15 protein-coding genes are annotated in these 16,874 nt (G+C 50.7%); 8 read left to right on the forward strand and 7 right to left on the reverse strand.

Going from position 1 to position 16,874, the window contains the following annotated elements:
* Window positions 1-331: 331 nt before the first annotated feature.
* Window positions 332-550: a cation transporter gene (locus tag ABC831_RS25560; protein WP_343250906.1), complete on the forward strand. Its 219-nt coding sequence runs from the start codon at window positions 332-334 to the stop codon at window positions 548-550.
* 202 nt (window positions 551-752) lie between these two features.
* Entirely contained in the window at window positions 753-2,600 is a 1,848-nt protein-coding gene (locus ABC831_RS25565) for a heavy metal translocating P-type ATPase (RefSeq protein ID WP_425524626.1), read from the forward strand.
* A 62-nt stretch (window positions 2,601-2,662) separates the two neighbouring features.
* Here the strand turns inward: ABC831_RS25565 and ABC831_RS25570 are convergent, their stop codons facing one another.
* A complete protein-coding gene (locus ABC831_RS25570) occupies window positions 2,663-3,292 on the reverse strand; it encodes a TetR/AcrR family transcriptional regulator (protein WP_343250908.1) in 630 nt (209 codons plus the stop codon).
* Window positions 3,293-3,572: 280 nt separating this feature from the next.
* On the opposite strand from ABC831_RS25570, the gene ABC831_RS25575 reads away from it, so the two are divergent.
* Genes ABC831_RS25575 through ABC831_RS25585 form a run of 3 tightly spaced genes read left to right on the forward strand, consistent with a single transcriptional unit; the run spans window position 3,573 to window position 7,901 of the window.
* Entirely contained in the window at window positions 3,573-4,934 is a 1,362-nt protein-coding gene (locus tag ABC831_RS25575) for an efflux RND transporter periplasmic adaptor subunit (protein ID WP_343250909.1), read from the forward strand.
* Window positions 4,915-5,622 carry an ABC transporter ATP-binding protein gene (locus tag ABC831_RS25580; RefSeq protein ID WP_343250910.1) on the forward strand — a complete coding sequence of 236 codons (708 nt, stop codon included), beginning with the start codon at window positions 4,915-4,917 and terminating at the stop codon, window positions 5,620-5,622. The genes ABC831_RS25575 and ABC831_RS25580 overlap by 20 nt, the downstream gene beginning before the upstream one ends.
* Window positions 5,622-7,901 carry an ABC transporter permease gene (locus tag ABC831_RS25585; RefSeq protein WP_343250911.1) on the forward strand — a complete coding sequence of 760 codons (2,280 nt, stop codon included), beginning with the start codon at window positions 5,622-5,624 and terminating at the stop codon, window positions 7,899-7,901. Before ABC831_RS25580 ends, ABC831_RS25585 begins: the two co-directional genes overlap by 1 nt.
* Window positions 7,902-7,921: 20 nt before the next feature.
* On the opposite strand, the gene ABC831_RS25590 is transcribed toward ABC831_RS25585, so the two are convergent.
* From ABC831_RS25590 to ABC831_RS25600, 3 genes are all read right to left on the reverse strand, one after another.
* A complete protein-coding gene (locus tag ABC831_RS25590; protein ID WP_343250912.1) occupies window positions 7,922-8,701 on the reverse strand; it encodes a prolipoprotein diacylglyceryl transferase in 780 nt (259 codons plus the stop codon).
* Window positions 8,702-8,803: 102 nt separating this feature from the next.
* Window positions 8,804-9,685: a 4Fe-4S binding protein gene (locus ABC831_RS25595; protein ID WP_343250913.1), complete on the reverse strand. Its 882-nt coding sequence runs from the start codon at window positions 9,683-9,685 to the stop codon at window positions 8,804-8,806.
* Between the two features lie 11 nt (window positions 9,686-9,696).
* On the reverse strand, window positions 9,697-9,846 hold the full coding sequence (locus ABC831_RS25600; protein ID WP_238722868.1) for a CD1871A family CXXC motif-containing protein: 150 nt from the start codon (window positions 9,844-9,846) through the stop codon (window positions 9,697-9,699).
* 251 nt (window positions 9,847-10,097) lie between these two features.
* Between ABC831_RS25600 and ABC831_RS25605 the strand changes: the two genes are divergently transcribed.
* The gene (locus ABC831_RS25605; protein ID WP_343250914.1) at window positions 10,098-10,478 is read left to right on the forward strand and encodes a DUF6483 family protein; all 381 of its coding nucleotides are present in this window, start codon (window positions 10,098-10,100) and stop codon (window positions 10,476-10,478) included.
* Window positions 10,479-10,535: 57 nt separating this feature from the next.
* A complete protein-coding gene (locus tag ABC831_RS25610) occupies window positions 10,536-11,414 on the forward strand; it encodes an MBL fold metallo-hydrolase (RefSeq protein WP_343250915.1) in 879 nt (292 codons plus the stop codon).
* Window positions 11,415-11,436: 22 nt separating this feature from the next.
* On the opposite strand, the gene ABC831_RS25615 is transcribed toward ABC831_RS25610, so the two are convergent.
* Window positions 11,437-12,795, reverse strand: a complete 1,359-nt coding sequence (locus tag ABC831_RS25615) for an MATE family efflux transporter (RefSeq protein WP_343250916.1) — start codon at window positions 12,793-12,795, stop codon at window positions 11,437-11,439.
* 122 nt (window positions 12,796-12,917) lie between these two features.
* On the opposite strand from ABC831_RS25615, the gene ABC831_RS25620 reads away from it, so the two are divergent.
* Window positions 12,918-13,457 (forward strand): PadR family transcriptional regulator, encoded by a 540-nt coding sequence (locus ABC831_RS25620; protein WP_343250917.1) that lies wholly within the window; start codon window positions 12,918-12,920, stop codon window positions 13,455-13,457.
* Window positions 13,458-13,631: 174 nt separating this feature from the next.
* Here ABC831_RS25620 and ABC831_RS25625 read toward each other — a convergent pair whose 3' ends face one another.
* Both ABC831_RS25625 and ABC831_RS25630 read right to left on the reverse strand, forming a co-directional pair.
* Window positions 13,632-13,895, reverse strand: a complete 264-nt coding sequence (locus ABC831_RS25625) for a metal-sensing transcriptional repressor (protein ID WP_343250918.1) — start codon at window positions 13,893-13,895, stop codon at window positions 13,632-13,634.
* Complete coding sequence (locus ABC831_RS25630) at window positions 13,892-16,531, reverse strand: heavy metal translocating P-type ATPase (protein ID WP_343250919.1); 2,640 nt, start codon at window positions 16,529-16,531, stop codon at window positions 13,892-13,894. The genes ABC831_RS25625 and ABC831_RS25630 overlap by 4 nt, the downstream gene beginning before the upstream one ends.
* Window positions 16,532-16,874 lie beyond the last annotated feature (343 nt).

A 16,874-nucleotide genomic window follows, 5' to 3' on the forward strand; every position in this document is an offset into this window, starting at 1 on the left:
TTGGCTGGAATGGTCCATCCTACTCGGGAAGCACTCGCTTTATTTCCCCGGATAAGCCGACATCCGGGGACAGGCCCTTTTCTCTACGCAGTTACTTGAAAATTTAGCTTTTCTACCGAAAAGTGCCAGTCCCCTCTCAAAATCCCCATTTACCAAAGATGGCCGTGAATCGTAACGTCCCCTCTATAAATAAATATTTTCCCTCTTGACAATTCGCGTGCTGTCGCATAATATAATATATGAACAATCATTCATATGAAAAAGTGAATTGATATAAAGAAGAAAAGCGTATGAATGCGAAAATAAAACATATTATAAGGAGGAGAAAGCGATGACGAAAAGATATCAGTTAAAGGATCTGGATTGTGCCAATTGTGCGGCAAAGATGGAGAATGCGATCAATAAAATCCATGGGGTGAATAATGCGACGGTAAGCTTTATGACCCAGAAACTGGTAATCGATGCAGAGGACGGCCGTTTTCAGGATATTATGAAGGAAGTCGTCAGGGTTTGCAAAAAAGTGGAACCGGACTGTACGATTCAATTGTAAAACTTGCTTCAACTGTTTCATAGATGAATACACTGCAGGAACTGCGGTACAGAAGGTAAGGGAAAGGTTGAACAAAAAGATGTTCCCCCATCCCTACATGTGCGGGACGACGCACGCATGGAGGTTAAAGATGACGAAAAAACAGAAAAAAACGTTGACCCGGATCATCGTAAGCGCAATCCTTCTAGGAGTCTTTAGGCTGATGCCAACGCCGGCGGTGATTCCTGAGGAATGGCAGCTGTGGTGGCAGTTAGGAATCATGTTGATCCCTTATCTTCTCATTGGCGGGGATGTCGTGTGGAAGGCTGTGAGGAATATCCTGCACGGTGAAGTGTTTGATGAAAACTTTCTCATGTCAATCGCCACCGTGGGAGCAATGGTAATCGGGGACTATTCAGAAGGCGTGGCGGTAATGCTGTTTTATCAGGTTGGTGAACTATTCCAGAGTTACGCGGTGAACCGTTCCAGGCAGTCCATTACCCAGCTTATGGATATCCGGCCGGATTACGCGAATATCGAAGAGGACGGCGGGCTTAAGCAGGTGGACCCGGAAGAAGTCAGGATCGGCGATATCATCGTCGTGAAAGCCGGGGAGCGGGTTCCGCTGGACGGTAAGGTGGTGACGGGGACATCGCTTCTTGATACGTCGGCCCTGACCGGGGAATCGGTGCCAAGAGAAGTGGTTTCCGGCAGCGATGTGATCAGCGGATGTATCAACACCAGCGGCCTTTTACGGATCGAAGTCGCCAGGGAGTTTCAGGAATCCACGGTTGCCAAGATTTTGGATCTGGTGGAAAACGCCAGCAGTAAGAAAGCGAAGGCAGAGAATTTCATTACCAGATTTGCCAGATATTATACGCCTGTGGTTGTAATCGCGGCCCTGTTACTGGCGGTTATCCCGCCCCTGTTTCTGGGATTGTCCTGGAGTGACTGGGTGAACAGGGCACTCATATTCCTGGTGATCTCCTGCCCGTGTGCGCTGGTGATCTCGATTCCCTTAAGCTTCTTCGGAGGAATCGGCGGCGCGTCCAAATGCGGTATTCTGGTAAAAGGGAGCAACTACCTGGAAGCGCTGGCGAACATGACTACGATCGTATTTGATAAAACCGGAACATTGACGAAGGGTGTATTTAAAGTCACAAAGCTGCATCCGGCGGGTATGAAGGAAGAGGAGCTGCTTGAGTACGCTGCTTTGGCTGAATCTTATTCGGACCACCCCATATCCCTGTCCTTAAAAGAAGCTTATGGAAGGAAAATGGACGCGGAAAGGATCGGGGAGGTGGAAGAGATCTCCGGGCACGGCGTATCCGCTGTAGTCGATGGACACCGGGTCTTAGCCGGAAACCTGAAGCTGATGAAACGTATGGATATCGCTTATGAGGAATGTACAGCGTCCGGCACTGTGGTCTATGTGGCTGTGGATGACAGGTTCGCGGGCAGTATCGTCATAGCGGATGAGGTCAAGGAGGATGCAAAAGCGGCGATCGCCGCCCTCAATGCAGCGGGTGTGAGAAAGACCGTGATGCTGACCGGCGACCGGAGGGAAGTCGGAGAGGAAGTGGCCTCCAAACTGGGTCTGGATCAGGTGTATACAGAACTGCTGCCGGGAGATAAAGTCGAGAAAGTGGAAGAACTGCTGCAGAACAGGAGCGGCAGAGAACAGCTGGCCTTCGTGGGAGACGGAATCAATGATGCGCCGGTCCTGTCCCGGGCAGATATCGGTATCGCCATGGGGGCTATGGGTTCAGACGCGGCCATCGAAGCAGCGGATATCGTACTGATGGATGATGAACCGTCTAAGATCGCAGTAGCTGTGCGGATAGCCAGAAAAACCCTGCGTATCGTACGCCAGAATATCGTGTTCGCACTGGCCGTTAAGGCATTTTTCCTGATCCTGGGGGCCTTTGGAGTGGCGAATATGTGGGAGGCGGTATTCGCGGATGTAGGTGTGTCCGTCATAGCGATACTGAATGCGGCCAGAGCCCTTAGAACGGAACAGAAGAAAGAGACGGATCTAAAGGCGGTGGGAAGCGCACAGCCCGATATATGAGAAAAGCGGCGGCTTAAGTATCTGAATACAGGGGCTGTCGGGAAATAAAATTTGCTTTGCTGTCAGAGTTCGGGCGGGGCAGCGAGATGGTCGGAGAGCAGGAATAAAAGGGTCCGGATCAGTTCCTGCTTCAGGGCCTGGGCATTGAGGTAATCGTGTTTGTGGAAGGTGATCTCGTGGCAGTAGTCTTCCACGAGATGGTAGGACATGTGGACTTTTTCCTGGATGTTCGTGGATACCAGGGACAGGCTGGTGATGATGTCGGTCAATTGTGCGGTGATTTGATTTTCTGCTTCCAGGAAAAGAGCGTAGACATCGGGATCTGTGTGAGCCAGCCCGCCCAGTTCTTCATGTGCGGACTTCGTTTCCCGATGGCTGTCGGCAAAGGAATCTATGATTTGGCTCAGAAGCTCGGGCAGGTTTTCGATGGTCTTGATTTCCTTGAGGGTTTGGAACATCGGACTGGTGATCTGATCTGCGTACAGCTCAAGCGCGGCCAGAAGGATGTCTTTTTTATCACGGAAGTAGCTGTAGACGATACCTGTGGATACTCCAGCCAGTTTGGCGATTTCCGCGGTGTTGGTGTGATAATAGCCTTTCCGACAGATTAACTCCAGGCCCGCTTCCGCTATTTTCTGTTTTTTTTCGATGGAGCGCTGCTGCCTGGGCTCCCGGATCTTTTGTTTTTCCATACGGCTCCTTTCTATGAATCTATGGGATTGTTTTTTACGCTTTATTTCAGCCCTTTTCCCAATGTGCTTAGTTGTAGTTTAGACAATTCGCGGTGGGTTGTCAAATCCTGTTCTTCGGATTACAGCAGTGTGACCGGTGTCCAGGGAATTTTTGATGTGGAGCGGCAGAAAAATTCAGAACAGAATATGAAATATATTTCACATTCTGGTTGACAGCTGACAAAAAGGGAGATATCATGAATGTGAAATGAATTTCATGTTTATGAGAAGGAGGGAGAAGATGACGAAAAAACAGAAGGCAGCAATGTGGATTGGCGCGGCGGTTGTGGTCTGCGCAGCGGTGGGTGCAGCGGGATATCGGTTTTCTGCTGTAACCGTACATACGGAGACAGTGAGCAGCGGACAGGTCCGGGAAAAGGTGGAAGGCACAGGAACCATTAAGAGCGGCCGGACGAAGGCGTATTATGCCCAGGTATCCGCTTCCGTTCAGGAGTTTACAGGGGAGGAAGGCGCTTCTGTCCGGCAGGGAGAGAAGCTGATCACCTATGATACTTCTGATCTGGCCAATGCGGCGGAGCAGGCGGCACTGGCAGTGAAAGCGGATGAGGGGGCATATAAAAATGCTGTCCAGTCTGATTCCAGAAGTTCCATGATTGTGAAAAACTCTGAGACTTCCCTGGATGTGCTGGAGCAGCAGATCCGGGATGAGAAGAATTTTATCGCGGGACTGCAGGAAATACTGGCAGAGGCGGAAGAGAAAGCTGCCGGGATCAGCAGCGTGCAGTCGGCTCTGAGCATGGCGGCGGATGATCAGGCAAGGGCGGCGCTCAATGAGAAGTTAGCGGAACTTCAGAGCGAATACGACGGTCTGGATGTGCCGGGAACCAGTGCCCAGATGAGCAGTCATCAGACGCAGCTGTCCCTTTATATGGCTTCCTGGACCCAGTACCAGTCAGAGCATTCTGCTGCGGATGCGAACAGGCTGAACAGCGGCGGTAAGGATCAGCTGCAGGCAGCCAGTGATGCGGCCCATCTTCAGCTCCAGTTGGCCGGGGAAGATCTGCAGAAGGGAGAAGAGGGGATCATCGCGGAGTTTAACGGGATACTGGCGGATATCGCAGTGGAGGAAGGCGCGATGGTCATGAAGGGGACGCGGCTGTTTACCCTGTTGGACCCATCCGACTGTATCGTGCAGCTGGATGTCTCAAAGTATGTGGTTGGAAAGCTGGCGGCCGGACAGAAGGCAGCGGTTCATCTGGCGGACCGGGAATACACAGGCAGCGTGGAGCGGATCAGCCGTATCGCGGGAAAAGATGAGGACAAACCGCAGATCAGTGTGGATATCCATATAGACCAGCCGGACGATAAGGTATACATAGGATTGGAGGCGGACGTCAGTATTCTGACCGGTGAGGATGAGGATACCCTTCGTATACCGGCCGAGGCGTTGTACACCGACGACGGTTTTTATTGCTATGTGATATCGCAGGGCCGGATCAAACGGCGGAATCTGGTGACAGGCCTTACAGGAGAGGATTATATACAGGTCACGGAGGGGCTTGAGACAGGGGAACAGGTGATAACAGACCCAGTGAAAGCCAGCCAGGAAGGAGACCGGGCCTATGGACAAAGCGCTGATTGAATTCCGGCATGTCACGAAGGAGTATCACAGCGGGGAACGCAGTTTCTATGCCCTGAAGGATGCGGACCTAACCATATGGGAAGGTGAGATGGTGGTGATCCTGGGGCCCAGCGGAGCTGGTAAAAGTACCCTGCTGAATCTGCTGGGGGGGATGGATACGGTTACCTCCGGGTCTATTCTGTTCCAGGGGGAGGATATCACTGGATATACGGATGACGCCCTGACGGATTACCGGGCCAGGAATGTGGGCGTTGTATTCCAGTTTTATAATCTGATTCCCACGTTGACCGCCTATGAAAATGTAGCCCTTATGCGGGAGCTGGAAGAGGATGCCATGGACCCGTTGGAAGCGCTGGGAGCTGTGGGGCTATCGGAGCATATCCATCAATTTCCCTCACAGATGTCCGGCGGAGAGCAGCAGCGTACCTCGATTGCCCGTGCCCTGGCGAAGAAGCCGAAGCTTTTGTTATGTGACGAACCGACCGGAGCGCTGGATACAGAGACCGGAAGGGAAGTCCTAAAACTGCTGGTATGGATGAGCCGCGTGAAGAAACGCACCGTCGTGATGGTGACGCATAACAGTTCATTCGCCGGGATCGCGGATAAGGTGATCCGGGTGAGGAACGGGCAGATACAGGAAATCATCGTCAACACAGAGCCAAAATCGGCGGATGAGGTAAGCTGGTAATGCTGAAACGTAAGCTTTGGAGAGATTTTTTGAAAAACCGCACACAGTTTTTATCTATCTTCCTGATGTCTTTGATGGGCATGCTGGTGTTTGTGGGGCTGGACGCGGAGGCCACCGGGCTTAGGAAGTCTTCGGATACCTACTATGAGCAGACGAATCTGGCAGATCTGTGGCTGCAGGGCAGTCTGTTCACAGACAGGGATCAGGACAGTGTCCTTCGGACCAGGGGTGTGGAGAAGGCGTCTCTGAGACTGACAGTGGATGCGAAAGCACAGATGGCGTCGGGTGAACCATCTGTGAAGCTGAATTTTATCTCGGATCAGGAAGTGTCGGGGATGCTGCTGCTGGAAGGAACGCCCTGGCAGCCCGGGGCCCCGGGAATCTGGATCGATGACAGGTTCGCGTTCCGGCAGGGAATTAAGATCGGGGATATCCTGACACTGCGTTATGAATCTGTGGATTTTCAGGAACCGGTCAGGGGGATTATAAAGAACCCGGAATACGTATATTACACGGAGGACCAGGCAGAGATGCTGCCGGATTACGGCAGTTATGGATATGGGTTTCTGGACCCGGAGGAATTCCCGGGGGATTTTCCGGGTTATGATTCCATATTGGCAGACGTGCAGGAGGAAGCAAATATCTCTGCGGTTAAAAAGGCGCTGGTACAGTCTTTTGCCCGGGAAGATCTGGTGATTACCAAGCGGAATCAACAGAGCAGCTATCAGACGCTGGATTCGGAAATTGAACAGCATAAAATGATGGGCATACTATTCCCTTCTGTTTTTCTGTTTATAGCGGTTCTGGGGATTATTACGACCATGACACGGATGACCGCCAATCAGAGAACGCAGATCGGGACACTGAAGGCGCTGGGATTTACCAGAAAGAAAATAACACGGCATTATGTATCCTACGGGATTCTTATCAGTGTGCTGGGCGCGGTTGTGGGATCTGTCCTGGGATACTGGCTGATACCAAAGCTGATCTTCACCAATTTCTCCCGGATGTATCTGCTGCCATCCTGGGATCGCTCACTCTCCGCACGGTCCGCGGCAGGCCTTGTGCTGGTGGCTGTGATATCCGCCCTGGTCAGTTTCCTGGCCTGTCAAAAGCAGTTAAAAGAGTCTCCGGCGGACACGCTGAAGCCTCCGGCTCCGAAACATATCAGGCATACGGTGCTGGAAAAAAGCAAACTGTGGCTGCGGATGAATTTTTCTTCCCAGTGGAATCTCCGGGATATTCTCAGAAATAAGATACGGTCTCTTATGGGAGTCATCGGCGTGGCTGGCTGTACCATGCTTTTAATCTGTGCCTTCGGATGTTATGACTCCTTTCGGTCACTGGCGGACTGGTCTTTTGAGGAACTGATGACCAACCGTACGAAAATATTACTGGATGAACATGGCGGGCCTCACCTGGGACAGGAGCTGGCTGATCAGTATGACGGCCAGCTGATCGCGGAGAAAGCTGTGGAGTTTGAAGCGGACGGCGTTACGAAGACCGGTCAGCTGACCGCGGTGGATGACGGAAGCTATTATCATTTCCAGAATCCGAAGCAGCAGGAGGTGCAGCTTACAGAAGGGGGAATCGCTCTTTCCTATAAGATGGCGGAGGCTCTCGACGCCGAGGAAGGAGAATTTATAAATTGGCATCTGATCGGCGACAGCACCTGGCGCCGGTCCAGGATTTCGCAGATTTACCGGGTGCCTGCCGGGCAGGGGATCGCTATGACGCGTAAGACTTATGAGAAATTAGATCTTGTATTCCATCCCACGGCGGTTTTGACAAATCAGATTCCGGAGGCCGGCCTGAGGGATCAGGAGGGAATTCTGGGAGTTCAGAGCCTGGAAGATATGAAAAGCTCCATGAATGAGACGATGGAAATCATGTACCTGATGGTGGGAATCCTGATTCTGGCGGCTGTAATCCTGGGAACCGTAGTCTTATACAACCTGGGAGCGCTGTCCTTTATCGAGAAAACCAGGGAAATCGCCACACTGAAGGTCCTGGGATTTCGGACCCGAAGAATCCGCGGTATCCTGCAGAAACAGAATCTTTGGATTACCGCAGCCGGGATACTGCTGGGAATCCCCCTGGGATATGGATTACTTGCTGCGCTGTGCAGCAGTTTATCAGAGTCACAGGACATGATCCCCTATGTATCTTTCACGTCGATGCTTTTGTCGGCCTCGGGAACTCTGCTGGTCTCAGCGGGGGTGAATTTTCTGTTATCCGGTAAGACCAGGCAGATCGGGCTGGTGGAAGCGTTAAAATAAAAAAGATAGAAGAGGAGTTATCATTCCTCGGTTTTTTGTGACTCCTTAATCTGCTTGTCCCGCTTGTTGAGGCAGAATAACTGTATCATTCCGAAGATTACGATGAAGATGGAGATGAACTGTGAAGTCGACAGGAACCCTACATTACCACGGGGATCGTTCCGGAAGATTTCGATGATAAAGCGGCCGACTCCATACAGGATCAGGTACAGATTGATCACCCTGCCGTCTGTCGGCTTGCGGCGCGCGTACAGGATCAGGACGACGGCCAGCAGCAGATCTCCGACGCTGGAGAAGATCTGGGTGGGCAGAAGCCGGATACCGTTGGGGGCCATTGGTGAATTCTGAAAAACGATACCGATGGAACAGGTCGTCTCCCGTCCATAACAGCAGCCTGCCATCAGGCAACCGATGCGCCCCAGGCACTGGCCGATGGCTACGGAGGGCGCGATCAGATCCAGGCATCTCAGGAAATTGATTTTTTTGCGCCGGGTGTAAATATAGCAGGCCAGCACACCGCCCAGTATACCACCGTATACGACGAATCCGTTGGTGATGTCGGAAAGCAGGTTCTTGGAATGGATCAGATTCGGCAGATCGGTAATCAGATAGAGCAGTTTAGCGCCCAGAAGCCCGCCCACAATGCAGCAAAGCGCAAGGTCAATCACCGTATTTCCGTCCACGTCATATTTTTTCGAACGGTACATGGCCAGCAGAATCGCTGCCAGGAAACCGAGGGCAATCATGAAACCATAGCTGTATATCGTGATGGGGCCGATTGTAAATAATTTATAATGCATAACATTCTCCTCTTTTGGTTATAAAATCAAATTCAAAATTACCATTTTTCATTGTATGCCACTTTGTAAAAATAATCAACCCATACCTGAATCCTGAATCCCTTAATCCTGTCCGGCGGTTTCACGCTGTTTCTCCCGGACGGCAAATCCACTGCTGACGGCGTGATGAGGGCAGGCTTTCTTACATTCTCCGCACCGGATGCATTCGGGGCTGTTGGGTTTCTGCCAGATGGCGATATCCATCTGGCAGGTGTGTCTGCACACATTGCACCGGGTACATTTGGCCGCATCCACCTCGTAATGATATAGGGACCATGGATTACACAGGCCGTATATGGCGCCGAGAGGGCAGACGTATTTACAGAAGGGCCGGTAACTGATGACCGATAACAGCAGGATCATGAACAGCAGAAACATTTTCCAGCTGAACAAAAAGCCGATGCTTTCCTGCAGTCCCGGGTTGGCAGATACCAGCGGAATTCCGCCCAGGAGGGTTCCGGAGGGACAGATCCATTTGCAGAACCAGGGGGAACCCTGCCCTACGACGTTGACCACGAACAGCGGCAGCCAGATGACAAACACGGCCAGAATGACGTATTTCAGATAGCGGAGCACCTTATCTCCCGGAAGATTCTTTCTCTTAACCGGGAACGGGATCTTATGCAGCAAATCCTGGACCAGTCCGAAAGGGCAGAGAAATCCACAGACCAGCCGGCCGATCAGTGCGCCCACGGCGATGAGAAAACCGACCACGTAGTAAGACATTTTGTAATCACGGCTTCCCAGAACCGCCTGCAGGGAACCGATTGGGCAGGAACCCAGAGCGCCGGGACAGGAATAGCAGTTAAGCCCCGGCAGACAGAGCTGCTTGGAAGGCCCCGTATAGATTTTGCCTTTGATAAAGCCTGCGAGATACCCGTTGGACAGGGCGGTGAAACCCAGTTGGACCCACAGGCGCAGGTGGTTTTTTATGGATTGTATCAATTCGTGCCCTCCTATCCTATGCCGATGCATTCCAGGCAGATCGCCGCCGCCTTCTTAAACACGACCAGATTCTCTTCACGCAGGATACCCAGGCAGATAAATGCGATACCGACGGCCAGCATACACAGACCGGGCAGACGTTTCTTCCATTGAGCGGACATAGAAACCTCCTTATGTATAGTGTAAAATTATGAGTTACAGTTTGCATTTATTATTGTACACGACATAGCAGGAACTGTCCAGAAAAAAATTTATTCCTGCTCTTTTCCCTCTCTTTTCCCGGACTTATTTTAAGACTTATTTTAAAGCTGTGCAGGGTCTGGCAATTTGTAGTGTAAAGTGGTATATTATAGCTTATCATTCGGTGGAGCTGCCGGACAGTTATCATAATGGTGAAGGAGATGTGAATCGTATGTTTGAACAGGATTATATTATGCGCATGATCCATGATCTGGTGCGGATGCTGGCTAAGCTTCTGCTGGGAAAGGATACAGTAATGTATGAGTTCCCGGATGAGGGAGAGTTTACGGAAGGTGATTTTCTGTATAAACGGATTTTGCAGTTATTGGAGGACGGCCGGATCAATGAGGCTGAAAATATGCTGTTTGATGAGATGCATACGGATGATCTGAGTTATTTCGAGATGGCTATGGATTTTTATACCCGGCTGAACCAGCTGGATGACGGATATCTGGAAGAGCATGATTATTCAAGGGAAGAGATTGAGGAAGGAATCCAGATGGCAGCACGGGCATTTGGTATATCAGACGATGTAGTCTCTGTGTTAAAATAAACAGACGCAGGATCAGGCGCATCCAGAGTCATTCCAGAATGAAAGGCGGGGTATAATATGTTTGAATTACATCAAATCGGGGCGCAAAGCTACTATATTCAAAGTCCTGCAAAAATTGGACTTGTAAAAACCAGCGAACACGAGGTTTGTTTGATTGACAGCGGCAACGATAAGGACGCGGGCAGAAAAGTCCGGCAGATTTTGGACGCCAATGGCTGGACGCTGAAGGCGATATTCAACACACATTCCAATGCCGATCATATTGGCGGCAATAAGTATCTGCAGAATCAGACCGGGTGCAAAGTATTTGCGCCGGGGATTGAGTGCGATTTTACAAGGCACCCGATTCTGGAGCCTGCATTTTTGTACGGCGGATTTCCGCCTGAAGAATTGAAGCATAAGTTCCTTCTCGCCCAGGACAGCGACGCGGAGTATCTGACGAAAGCTGCCCTGCCCGACGGGTGGGAAGTGATTGAACTGCCCGGACATTTCTTCCATATGGTTGGCTACCGGACACCAGACAATGTGGTCTTTTTAGCTGATTGCCTGTCCAGCAAGGAGACGCTGGATAAATACCAGATTAGTTTCATCTACGACGTTGCCGCTTACATGACCACCCTTGAAAAGGTGAAAGCGTTAAATGCAGAAATGTTTGTCCCGGCACATGCAGAGGCGGCAAAAAATGTGGAATCCTTAGCGCAGTATAACATGGATAAGGTCATGGAAATTGCGGCAAGGATCGTGAGTCTGTGCAGCGATTCGCTTTGCTTTGAAACTATCCTGCAGAAACTATTTGCCGGGTATGGGCTTGAGATGAATTTTGAGCAATATGCTCTTGTCGGAAGCACTGTACGCTCCTATCTTTCCTGGCTCTTAAACAAGGGGCAGCTGGAAATATGCTTTCGTGATGGAATGCTGCTATGGAAAAGAAAATAATATTCAGAGCTGTAATAAAAGATTATGAAAGTCTTTTTTCTGGAGTTAACTCTTTTTGAAGATGTACAGCCATAAAAATAGTGATAAAAGAGGAGAGCACATCAGCAATCGGCTGTGCATACAGAATACCCTGTAATCCCCAAATCCCCGGCAGAACCAGGATAACAGGGACAAAGCAGATCCCCTGCCTGCAGGCGCCCAGGAAACAGCCCTCCTTTGCTTTTCCCATAGCGAGGAACAGGGAGGAATATACCGTATAAAAGCCAAACAGAAGGAAAGATAAACCATTGACCCTTAGAGCAGTCCCGCCGATGCGTATCATTTCCATATCGTTTTTCGTAAATACTGATATAATTGCGGAGGAAAAGGCAGCGGTGGCCAGACCAAAGATCACACAAAATATGGTTGACCAGAGGATGGAAGTTTTGACCGCTTCGCGTAAGCGGTCATATTTTTTTGCCCCGTAGCTGTAGCCGGCGATGGGCTGCAGACCTTTCAGGAATCCAAATACCATCAGACTTCCCAGTGACATGATTTTTGTTACCGGCCCCATGGCGGCAAGCGCAGAATCCCCATACGATTTCGCCCCGTCATTGATCATAGTCATGGATAGGCTGGTCAGAAGCTGGAACGCCAGGGTGGGAATACCGATTTTTAAAATTTCAGACAGGATCTCTTTCGATAAACGATAATCCCGGATGCTAAAACGGAATAAGCTTTTTTTCCTGAGGATATACCCTAAATACATCAGGGCAGACACACCCTGGGAGATGGCTGTGGCGATAGCGGCGCCCGCCACACCAAGGTCCAAGAGGTAGATAAAGACCGGGTCCAACAGAACATTCAGTACAGCGCCTGTCATTAATACGCACATAGTTGTTTTGGCTGCGCCCTCGCTGGACACGATGTTATTCATAGTGACATTGAATACATTGAAAATGGAGAAGGTGATATAGATACCGGTATAAGTAAGGGCATAAGGCATAACAGTCTCTGAAGCGCCTAAAAGGTGCAGAATCGGTTTCATAAAAAGAACAGAGCATATAATGACTGCCGCCCCCACAAAAAGGCCGCTGTAAATGGCGGTGCTGGCCGCTTTGTTCGCGGTTTCTATGTTCCCGCGCCCCAATAACCGGGAAAGATAGGAGGCGGCCCCATTACCGAACAATAAGCCGATTCCTACCACAACCTGCCCGAGGGGAAAGGCGACCGTGATGGCGCCCATTTGGCTGGTTCCCAGTCCTCCCACAAAATAGGCATCCGCCAGATTATATAACGCGTTGATCATCATACCGAGCATTGTAGGAAGGCCCAAGGCCAAGAGCGCCTTTGGCACCGCTGCGCTCCCCAGTAATTCTAGTCTTTTGCTGCCTGTGTTCATGTTTATAATTCCCCTTTCTCTTGACATGAAATATAAAATATAGTACTATAAATTACAGTAAAACGATGCGGTGTCTATACTACTATAATTTATAGTATTTGTCAACGGAAAAAGGAGGAATTATGGCAACCATTGATTTGATCGTACTGGGAATATTAAAAAATGAAGCGTTAAGCGCCTACGATATTCAAAAATTGGTCGAGTACCGTAACATATCCAGATGGGTGAAAATCAGTACCCCTTCGATCTATAAAAAAGTGATCCAGCTTGAGGAAAAAGGATATATCAAAAGCAATACGGTAAAAGAGGGAAAAATGCCGGAGAAAGCTGTCTATTCATTGACAGATGCCGGAGAAAAAGAATTTGAAAAACTGATGGTTCAGATTTCCGCCCAGCCTATTCGATTTTTCCTGGATTTTAACGCGGTTATTGTAAATCTGGCCGGTCTCTCACCGGAAGGACAAAAATCATGTGTGAAAAGCATTGAGGAAAATGTGAAAATTCTGAAGGCCTATTTGGAAGAGAATATTCGGGAAAAAGAAAATTTGCCGGGGATTCCCCCGACAGGAATGGCTGTTTTGCAGCAGCAGCTTATTTTGACACAAGCCATTGAAACATGGATTGCTTCCCTGGACATCCCTGCACCGGACGCCTCGCTGTGAACCGATTAAAAAGAAGCGAAACAATAAAAAAACAGATATCAGCAAGCTGCGTTTTGTGTAACCCAGCTTGCAGGATATCTGTTTTTTCATATATCATTTTCAGCATGTTACGTACATTTCACAGTTTAATTCCGGCAGCTGCCTAATTTCCTATCAAATTAATCCGGCAGCAGCCTATTTGTCCATTTTATCCAAAAGAGAGAGGATCTCATCGATCTTTTCGTCCGCGTCTCCTGTGGCGAAAGCTTCCTTGACACAGCCTTTCATGTGCTCTTTGAGAATCTCCCGGTTTACCCGGCGCAGAATGGCCTGTGTGGCTAACAGCTGGGTGGAAATGTCGATACAGTAGCGGTCCTCCTCCACCATTTTTAAAAGGCCGTCCAGCTGTCCCCGCGCAGTTTTTAGCAGTCGGGTGACAGTTGCTTTGTCGGCTTTCATAGAACCGATACCACTTCGTAGCCGGCGTCGGTAACGGCCTGGCTCAAAGCCTCATCGGAGAGTTGGGAGTTTAACTCGACAGTGGCGGTCTTTTCCTCCAGATTTACCTCCGCGGATGCTACGCCGTCCAGGGCGTTCAGGGCTTTTTCTACATTTGCCTTGCAGTGGGCACACATCATTCCGTTTACCGTTAATACTTTTTTCATTTCATCGTCTCCTTTTTTCTTTTCCTTTTTTATTTCAGAAGCGCTTTTGCTGCGCCGTGAATTCAGGTATGGACCATCATTTTGTTCTGCGTTATTCTCGTTCTCGATTGGACAGGTGTTAAGCGCGGCCTGCCCGCCGTTTTCCAAAGCGGGGTCCGGCCGTGTGAAGCTGGGCTTGAAGAAGCGCAGCCGCAGGGCGTTGGTTACCACGCAGAAAGAGCTTAAGCTCATGGCGGCAGCTCCGAACATGGGGTTGAGCTTTAAGCCGAAGGGCAGGTAGAACAGGCCGGCGGCCAGGGGGATTCCAATCGTGTTGTACAAAAATGCCCAGAACAGATTCATTTTGATGTTGCGGATAACGGACCGGGATAACTGAACTGCGGCGGCCGCATCCAGCAGATCGCTCTTCATCAGCACTACGTCGGCGGATTCGATGGCCACATCGGTTCCGGCTCCAATGGCGACCCCTACGTCAGCCCGGGCCAGGGCAGGGGCGTCATTGATCCCATCACCGATCATGGCGACTTTATGGCCCTTTTCCTGCAGGGCGCGGACTTCACGCTCTTTGTCCTGCGGCATGACTTCGGCCACCACCCGGTCGATTCCCAGCTGACGGCGGATCGCCTCGGCGGTTCTGTGGTTGTCCCCGGTCAGCATGACCACGTCGATGCCCATCTTTTTGAATTCTTCGATAGCCTGCCGGCTGGTGGGTTTCACGGTATCCGCAACGGCTATGATACCTAAGGGTTTTTTGTTTTGTGCGAAATACAACGGGGTTTTTCCATCCTCCGAAAAACGCTCGCCGTCTTTTTGCAGGGAGGAGAAATCGATCCCGTTCTGCTCCATGAGCTTCAGATTACCAGCCAGACAGGAAGCATGGTCGATCTCACCCTCGATGCCCAAGCCTGAGAGAGCGCGGAAGTTTTCCACAGGCAGCAGCTCCCAGCCTTGCTGAGCGGCGTATCCGACCACTGCCTCGGACAGAGGATGCTCACTGGGGGCTTCCAGGGATGCGGCCAGCAGGGCCAGGCGGTCTTCGCTGGCGCCCGGAGCCGGAAGCAGATCTGTGACCTTTGGTCTGCCTTCTGTTATGGTTCCTGTCTTGTCGAGCACAACCGTTTTGATCAGGTGGGCAGTTTCAAGGGCTTCCGCTGACTTGAACAGGATACCGTTCTCCGCTCCTTTTCCGGTTCCCACCATGATCGCTACCGGAGTCGCCAGGCCCAGCGCGCAGGGACAGGAGATGACCAGGACTCCGATTCCCACAGATAAGGCGAATTCGATGCTCTGTCCGGATAGAAGCCAGATCCCGGCGGCCAGGACAGCGATTACAATAACTACGGGAACAAAGACACCGCTGATCTTATCTGCCAGTTTGGCGATCGGCGCTTTGGAACCGGCGGCCTCTTCTACCAGCTGTATGATCTGTGCCAGAGTGGTATCGTCCCCTACCTTTCTGGCTTCGAATTCAAAATAACCGGTTTTATTGATCGTGGCCGCGATGACGGAATCGCCCTCCTTTTTTTCGACCGGAATGCTCTCACCTGTCAGGGCGGACTGGTCCACCGAAGAGGCTCCCTTTGTGATCACGCCGTCTACAGGAATGCTGCTGCCCGGCCGTACCGCCACAATATCGCCTATCTGTACATCTGAAGTTAGAATTTCTTCCTCCTGGCCGTTCCGGATGACGGTGGCTGTTTTCGGCGCCAGATTAATCAGCTTCTCGATGGCGGCGCTGGTCTTACCTTTGGAACGGGTTTCCAGATATTTTCCCAGGGTGATCAGTGTCAGTATGGTCCCGGCAGACTCAAAATACAGATCCATATGGTAGCGTGCGACCAGGTCGAAGTCCTGATAGGCCAGCCCCCAGCCCATCTGATAGATCGCCACGATGCCGTAGATCACCGCTGCGGTGGAACCGATCGCAATGAGGGAATCCATATTCGGTGCTCCGTGGAACAGCGTCTTGAAACCGACCCGATAGTATTTGCGGTTCACATACATAATAGGCAGGGTCAGCAGGAACTGGGTCATGGCGTAGGCGATTCCATTTTCCAGACCGGCTAAAAAGCCCGGAAGCGGAAGCCCGATCATATGGCCCATGGAAAGATAGAAGAGGGGCAGGAAGAAGATAATGGACAGGATCAGCCGGTGCTTCATATTTTTTAATTCTTCCCGGGCCGGATTCACGGGTTCGGCCTTAACCTTCCCGGCATCATTTGTGTGTAGGACCGCCTCGTAACCGGCATCCTCCACGGCCTGAATGATGCCCTGCGGTGTGACCGAAGCATCGTCATATTCTACCGTCATATTGTTTTGCAGCAGGTTTACCGTGGCCTGCCTGACGCCGGGGACCTTAGCGGCAGCTTTTTCCACATGCGCCTGGCAAGCCGAACAGGTCATACCTGTGACATCAAATTTTTGTTTCATAGCAGTCTCCATTCCGCCGCTGTTGGGCAGCAGCATAAATAGTAAGAAAGTGATAGACTTTTTCTACTGTTCCCATACACCCCACCTGGGGTGTGGTAGCTGTAATATCAGCATAAACGCATTTTCCTACATTGTCAAGTAAAAATAAGCATGTCGTTGAAATCGTATAAGTACAGTTTTTACTATATCATAAGAAATTATTTATGGGAGGGGACTGGCATCTTTCGGCTGTAACGCTTAATTTTCCAGCGACTCCGTGGAGAAAGGGGCCTGTCCCCGGATGTTGACTTGGGAGAGTCCTGCATCCGGGGAAGCAGGCCCTTTCCTTTTTCGGATAGGCCGG

This window comes from Diplocloster hominis (genome assembly GCF_032380655.1).
GTDB classification, from domain to species: domain Bacteria; phylum Bacillota; class Clostridia; order Lachnospirales; family Lachnospiraceae; genus Diplocloster; species Diplocloster hominis.

Excerpts from the sequence above, each read along its gene's own strand:
- ABC831_RS25560 (WP_343250906.1), top strand. The coding sequence starts at position 332 with ATGACGAAAAGATATCAGTTAAAGGATCTGGATTGTGCCAATTGTGCG.
- ABC831_RS25565 (WP_425524626.1), top strand. The coding sequence starts at position 753 with ATGCCAACGCCGGCGGTGATTCCTGAGGAATGGCAGCTGTGGTGGCAG.
- ABC831_RS25570 (WP_343250908.1), bottom strand. The coding sequence starts at position 3,292 with ATGGAAAAACAAAAGATCCGGGAGCCCAGGCAGCAGCGCTCCATCGAA.
- ABC831_RS25575 (WP_343250909.1), top strand. The coding sequence starts at position 3,573 with ATGACGAAAAAACAGAAGGCAGCAATGTGGATTGGCGCGGCGGTTGTG.
- ABC831_RS25580 (WP_343250910.1), top strand. The coding sequence starts at position 4,915 with ATGGACAAAGCGCTGATTGAATTCCGGCATGTCACGAAGGAGTATCAC.
- ABC831_RS25585 (WP_343250911.1), top strand. The coding sequence starts at position 5,622 with ATGCTGAAACGTAAGCTTTGGAGAGATTTTTTGAAAAACCGCACACAG.
- ABC831_RS25590 (WP_343250912.1), bottom strand. The coding sequence starts at position 8,701 with ATGCATTATAAATTATTTACAATCGGCCCCATCACGATATACAGCTAT.
- ABC831_RS25600 (WP_238722868.1), bottom strand. The coding sequence starts at position 9,846 with ATGTCCGCTCAATGGAAGAAACGTCTGCCCGGTCTGTGTATGCTGGCC.
- ABC831_RS25605 (WP_343250914.1), top strand. The coding sequence starts at position 10,098 with ATGTTTGAACAGGATTATATTATGCGCATGATCCATGATCTGGTGCGG.
- ABC831_RS25610 (WP_343250915.1), top strand. The coding sequence starts at position 10,536 with ATGTTTGAATTACATCAAATCGGGGCGCAAAGCTACTATATTCAAAGT.
- ABC831_RS25615 (WP_343250916.1), bottom strand. The coding sequence starts at position 12,795 with ATGAACACAGGCAGCAAAAGACTAGAATTACTGGGGAGCGCAGCGGTG.
- ABC831_RS25620 (WP_343250917.1), top strand. The coding sequence starts at position 12,918 with ATGGCAACCATTGATTTGATCGTACTGGGAATATTAAAAAATGAAGCG.
- ABC831_RS25625 (WP_343250918.1), bottom strand. The coding sequence starts at position 13,895 with ATGAAAGCCGACAAAGCAACTGTCACCCGACTGCTAAAAACTGCGCGG.
- ABC831_RS25630 (WP_343250919.1), bottom strand. The coding sequence starts at position 16,531 with ATGAAACAAAAATTTGATGTCACAGGTATGACCTGTTCGGCTTGCCAG.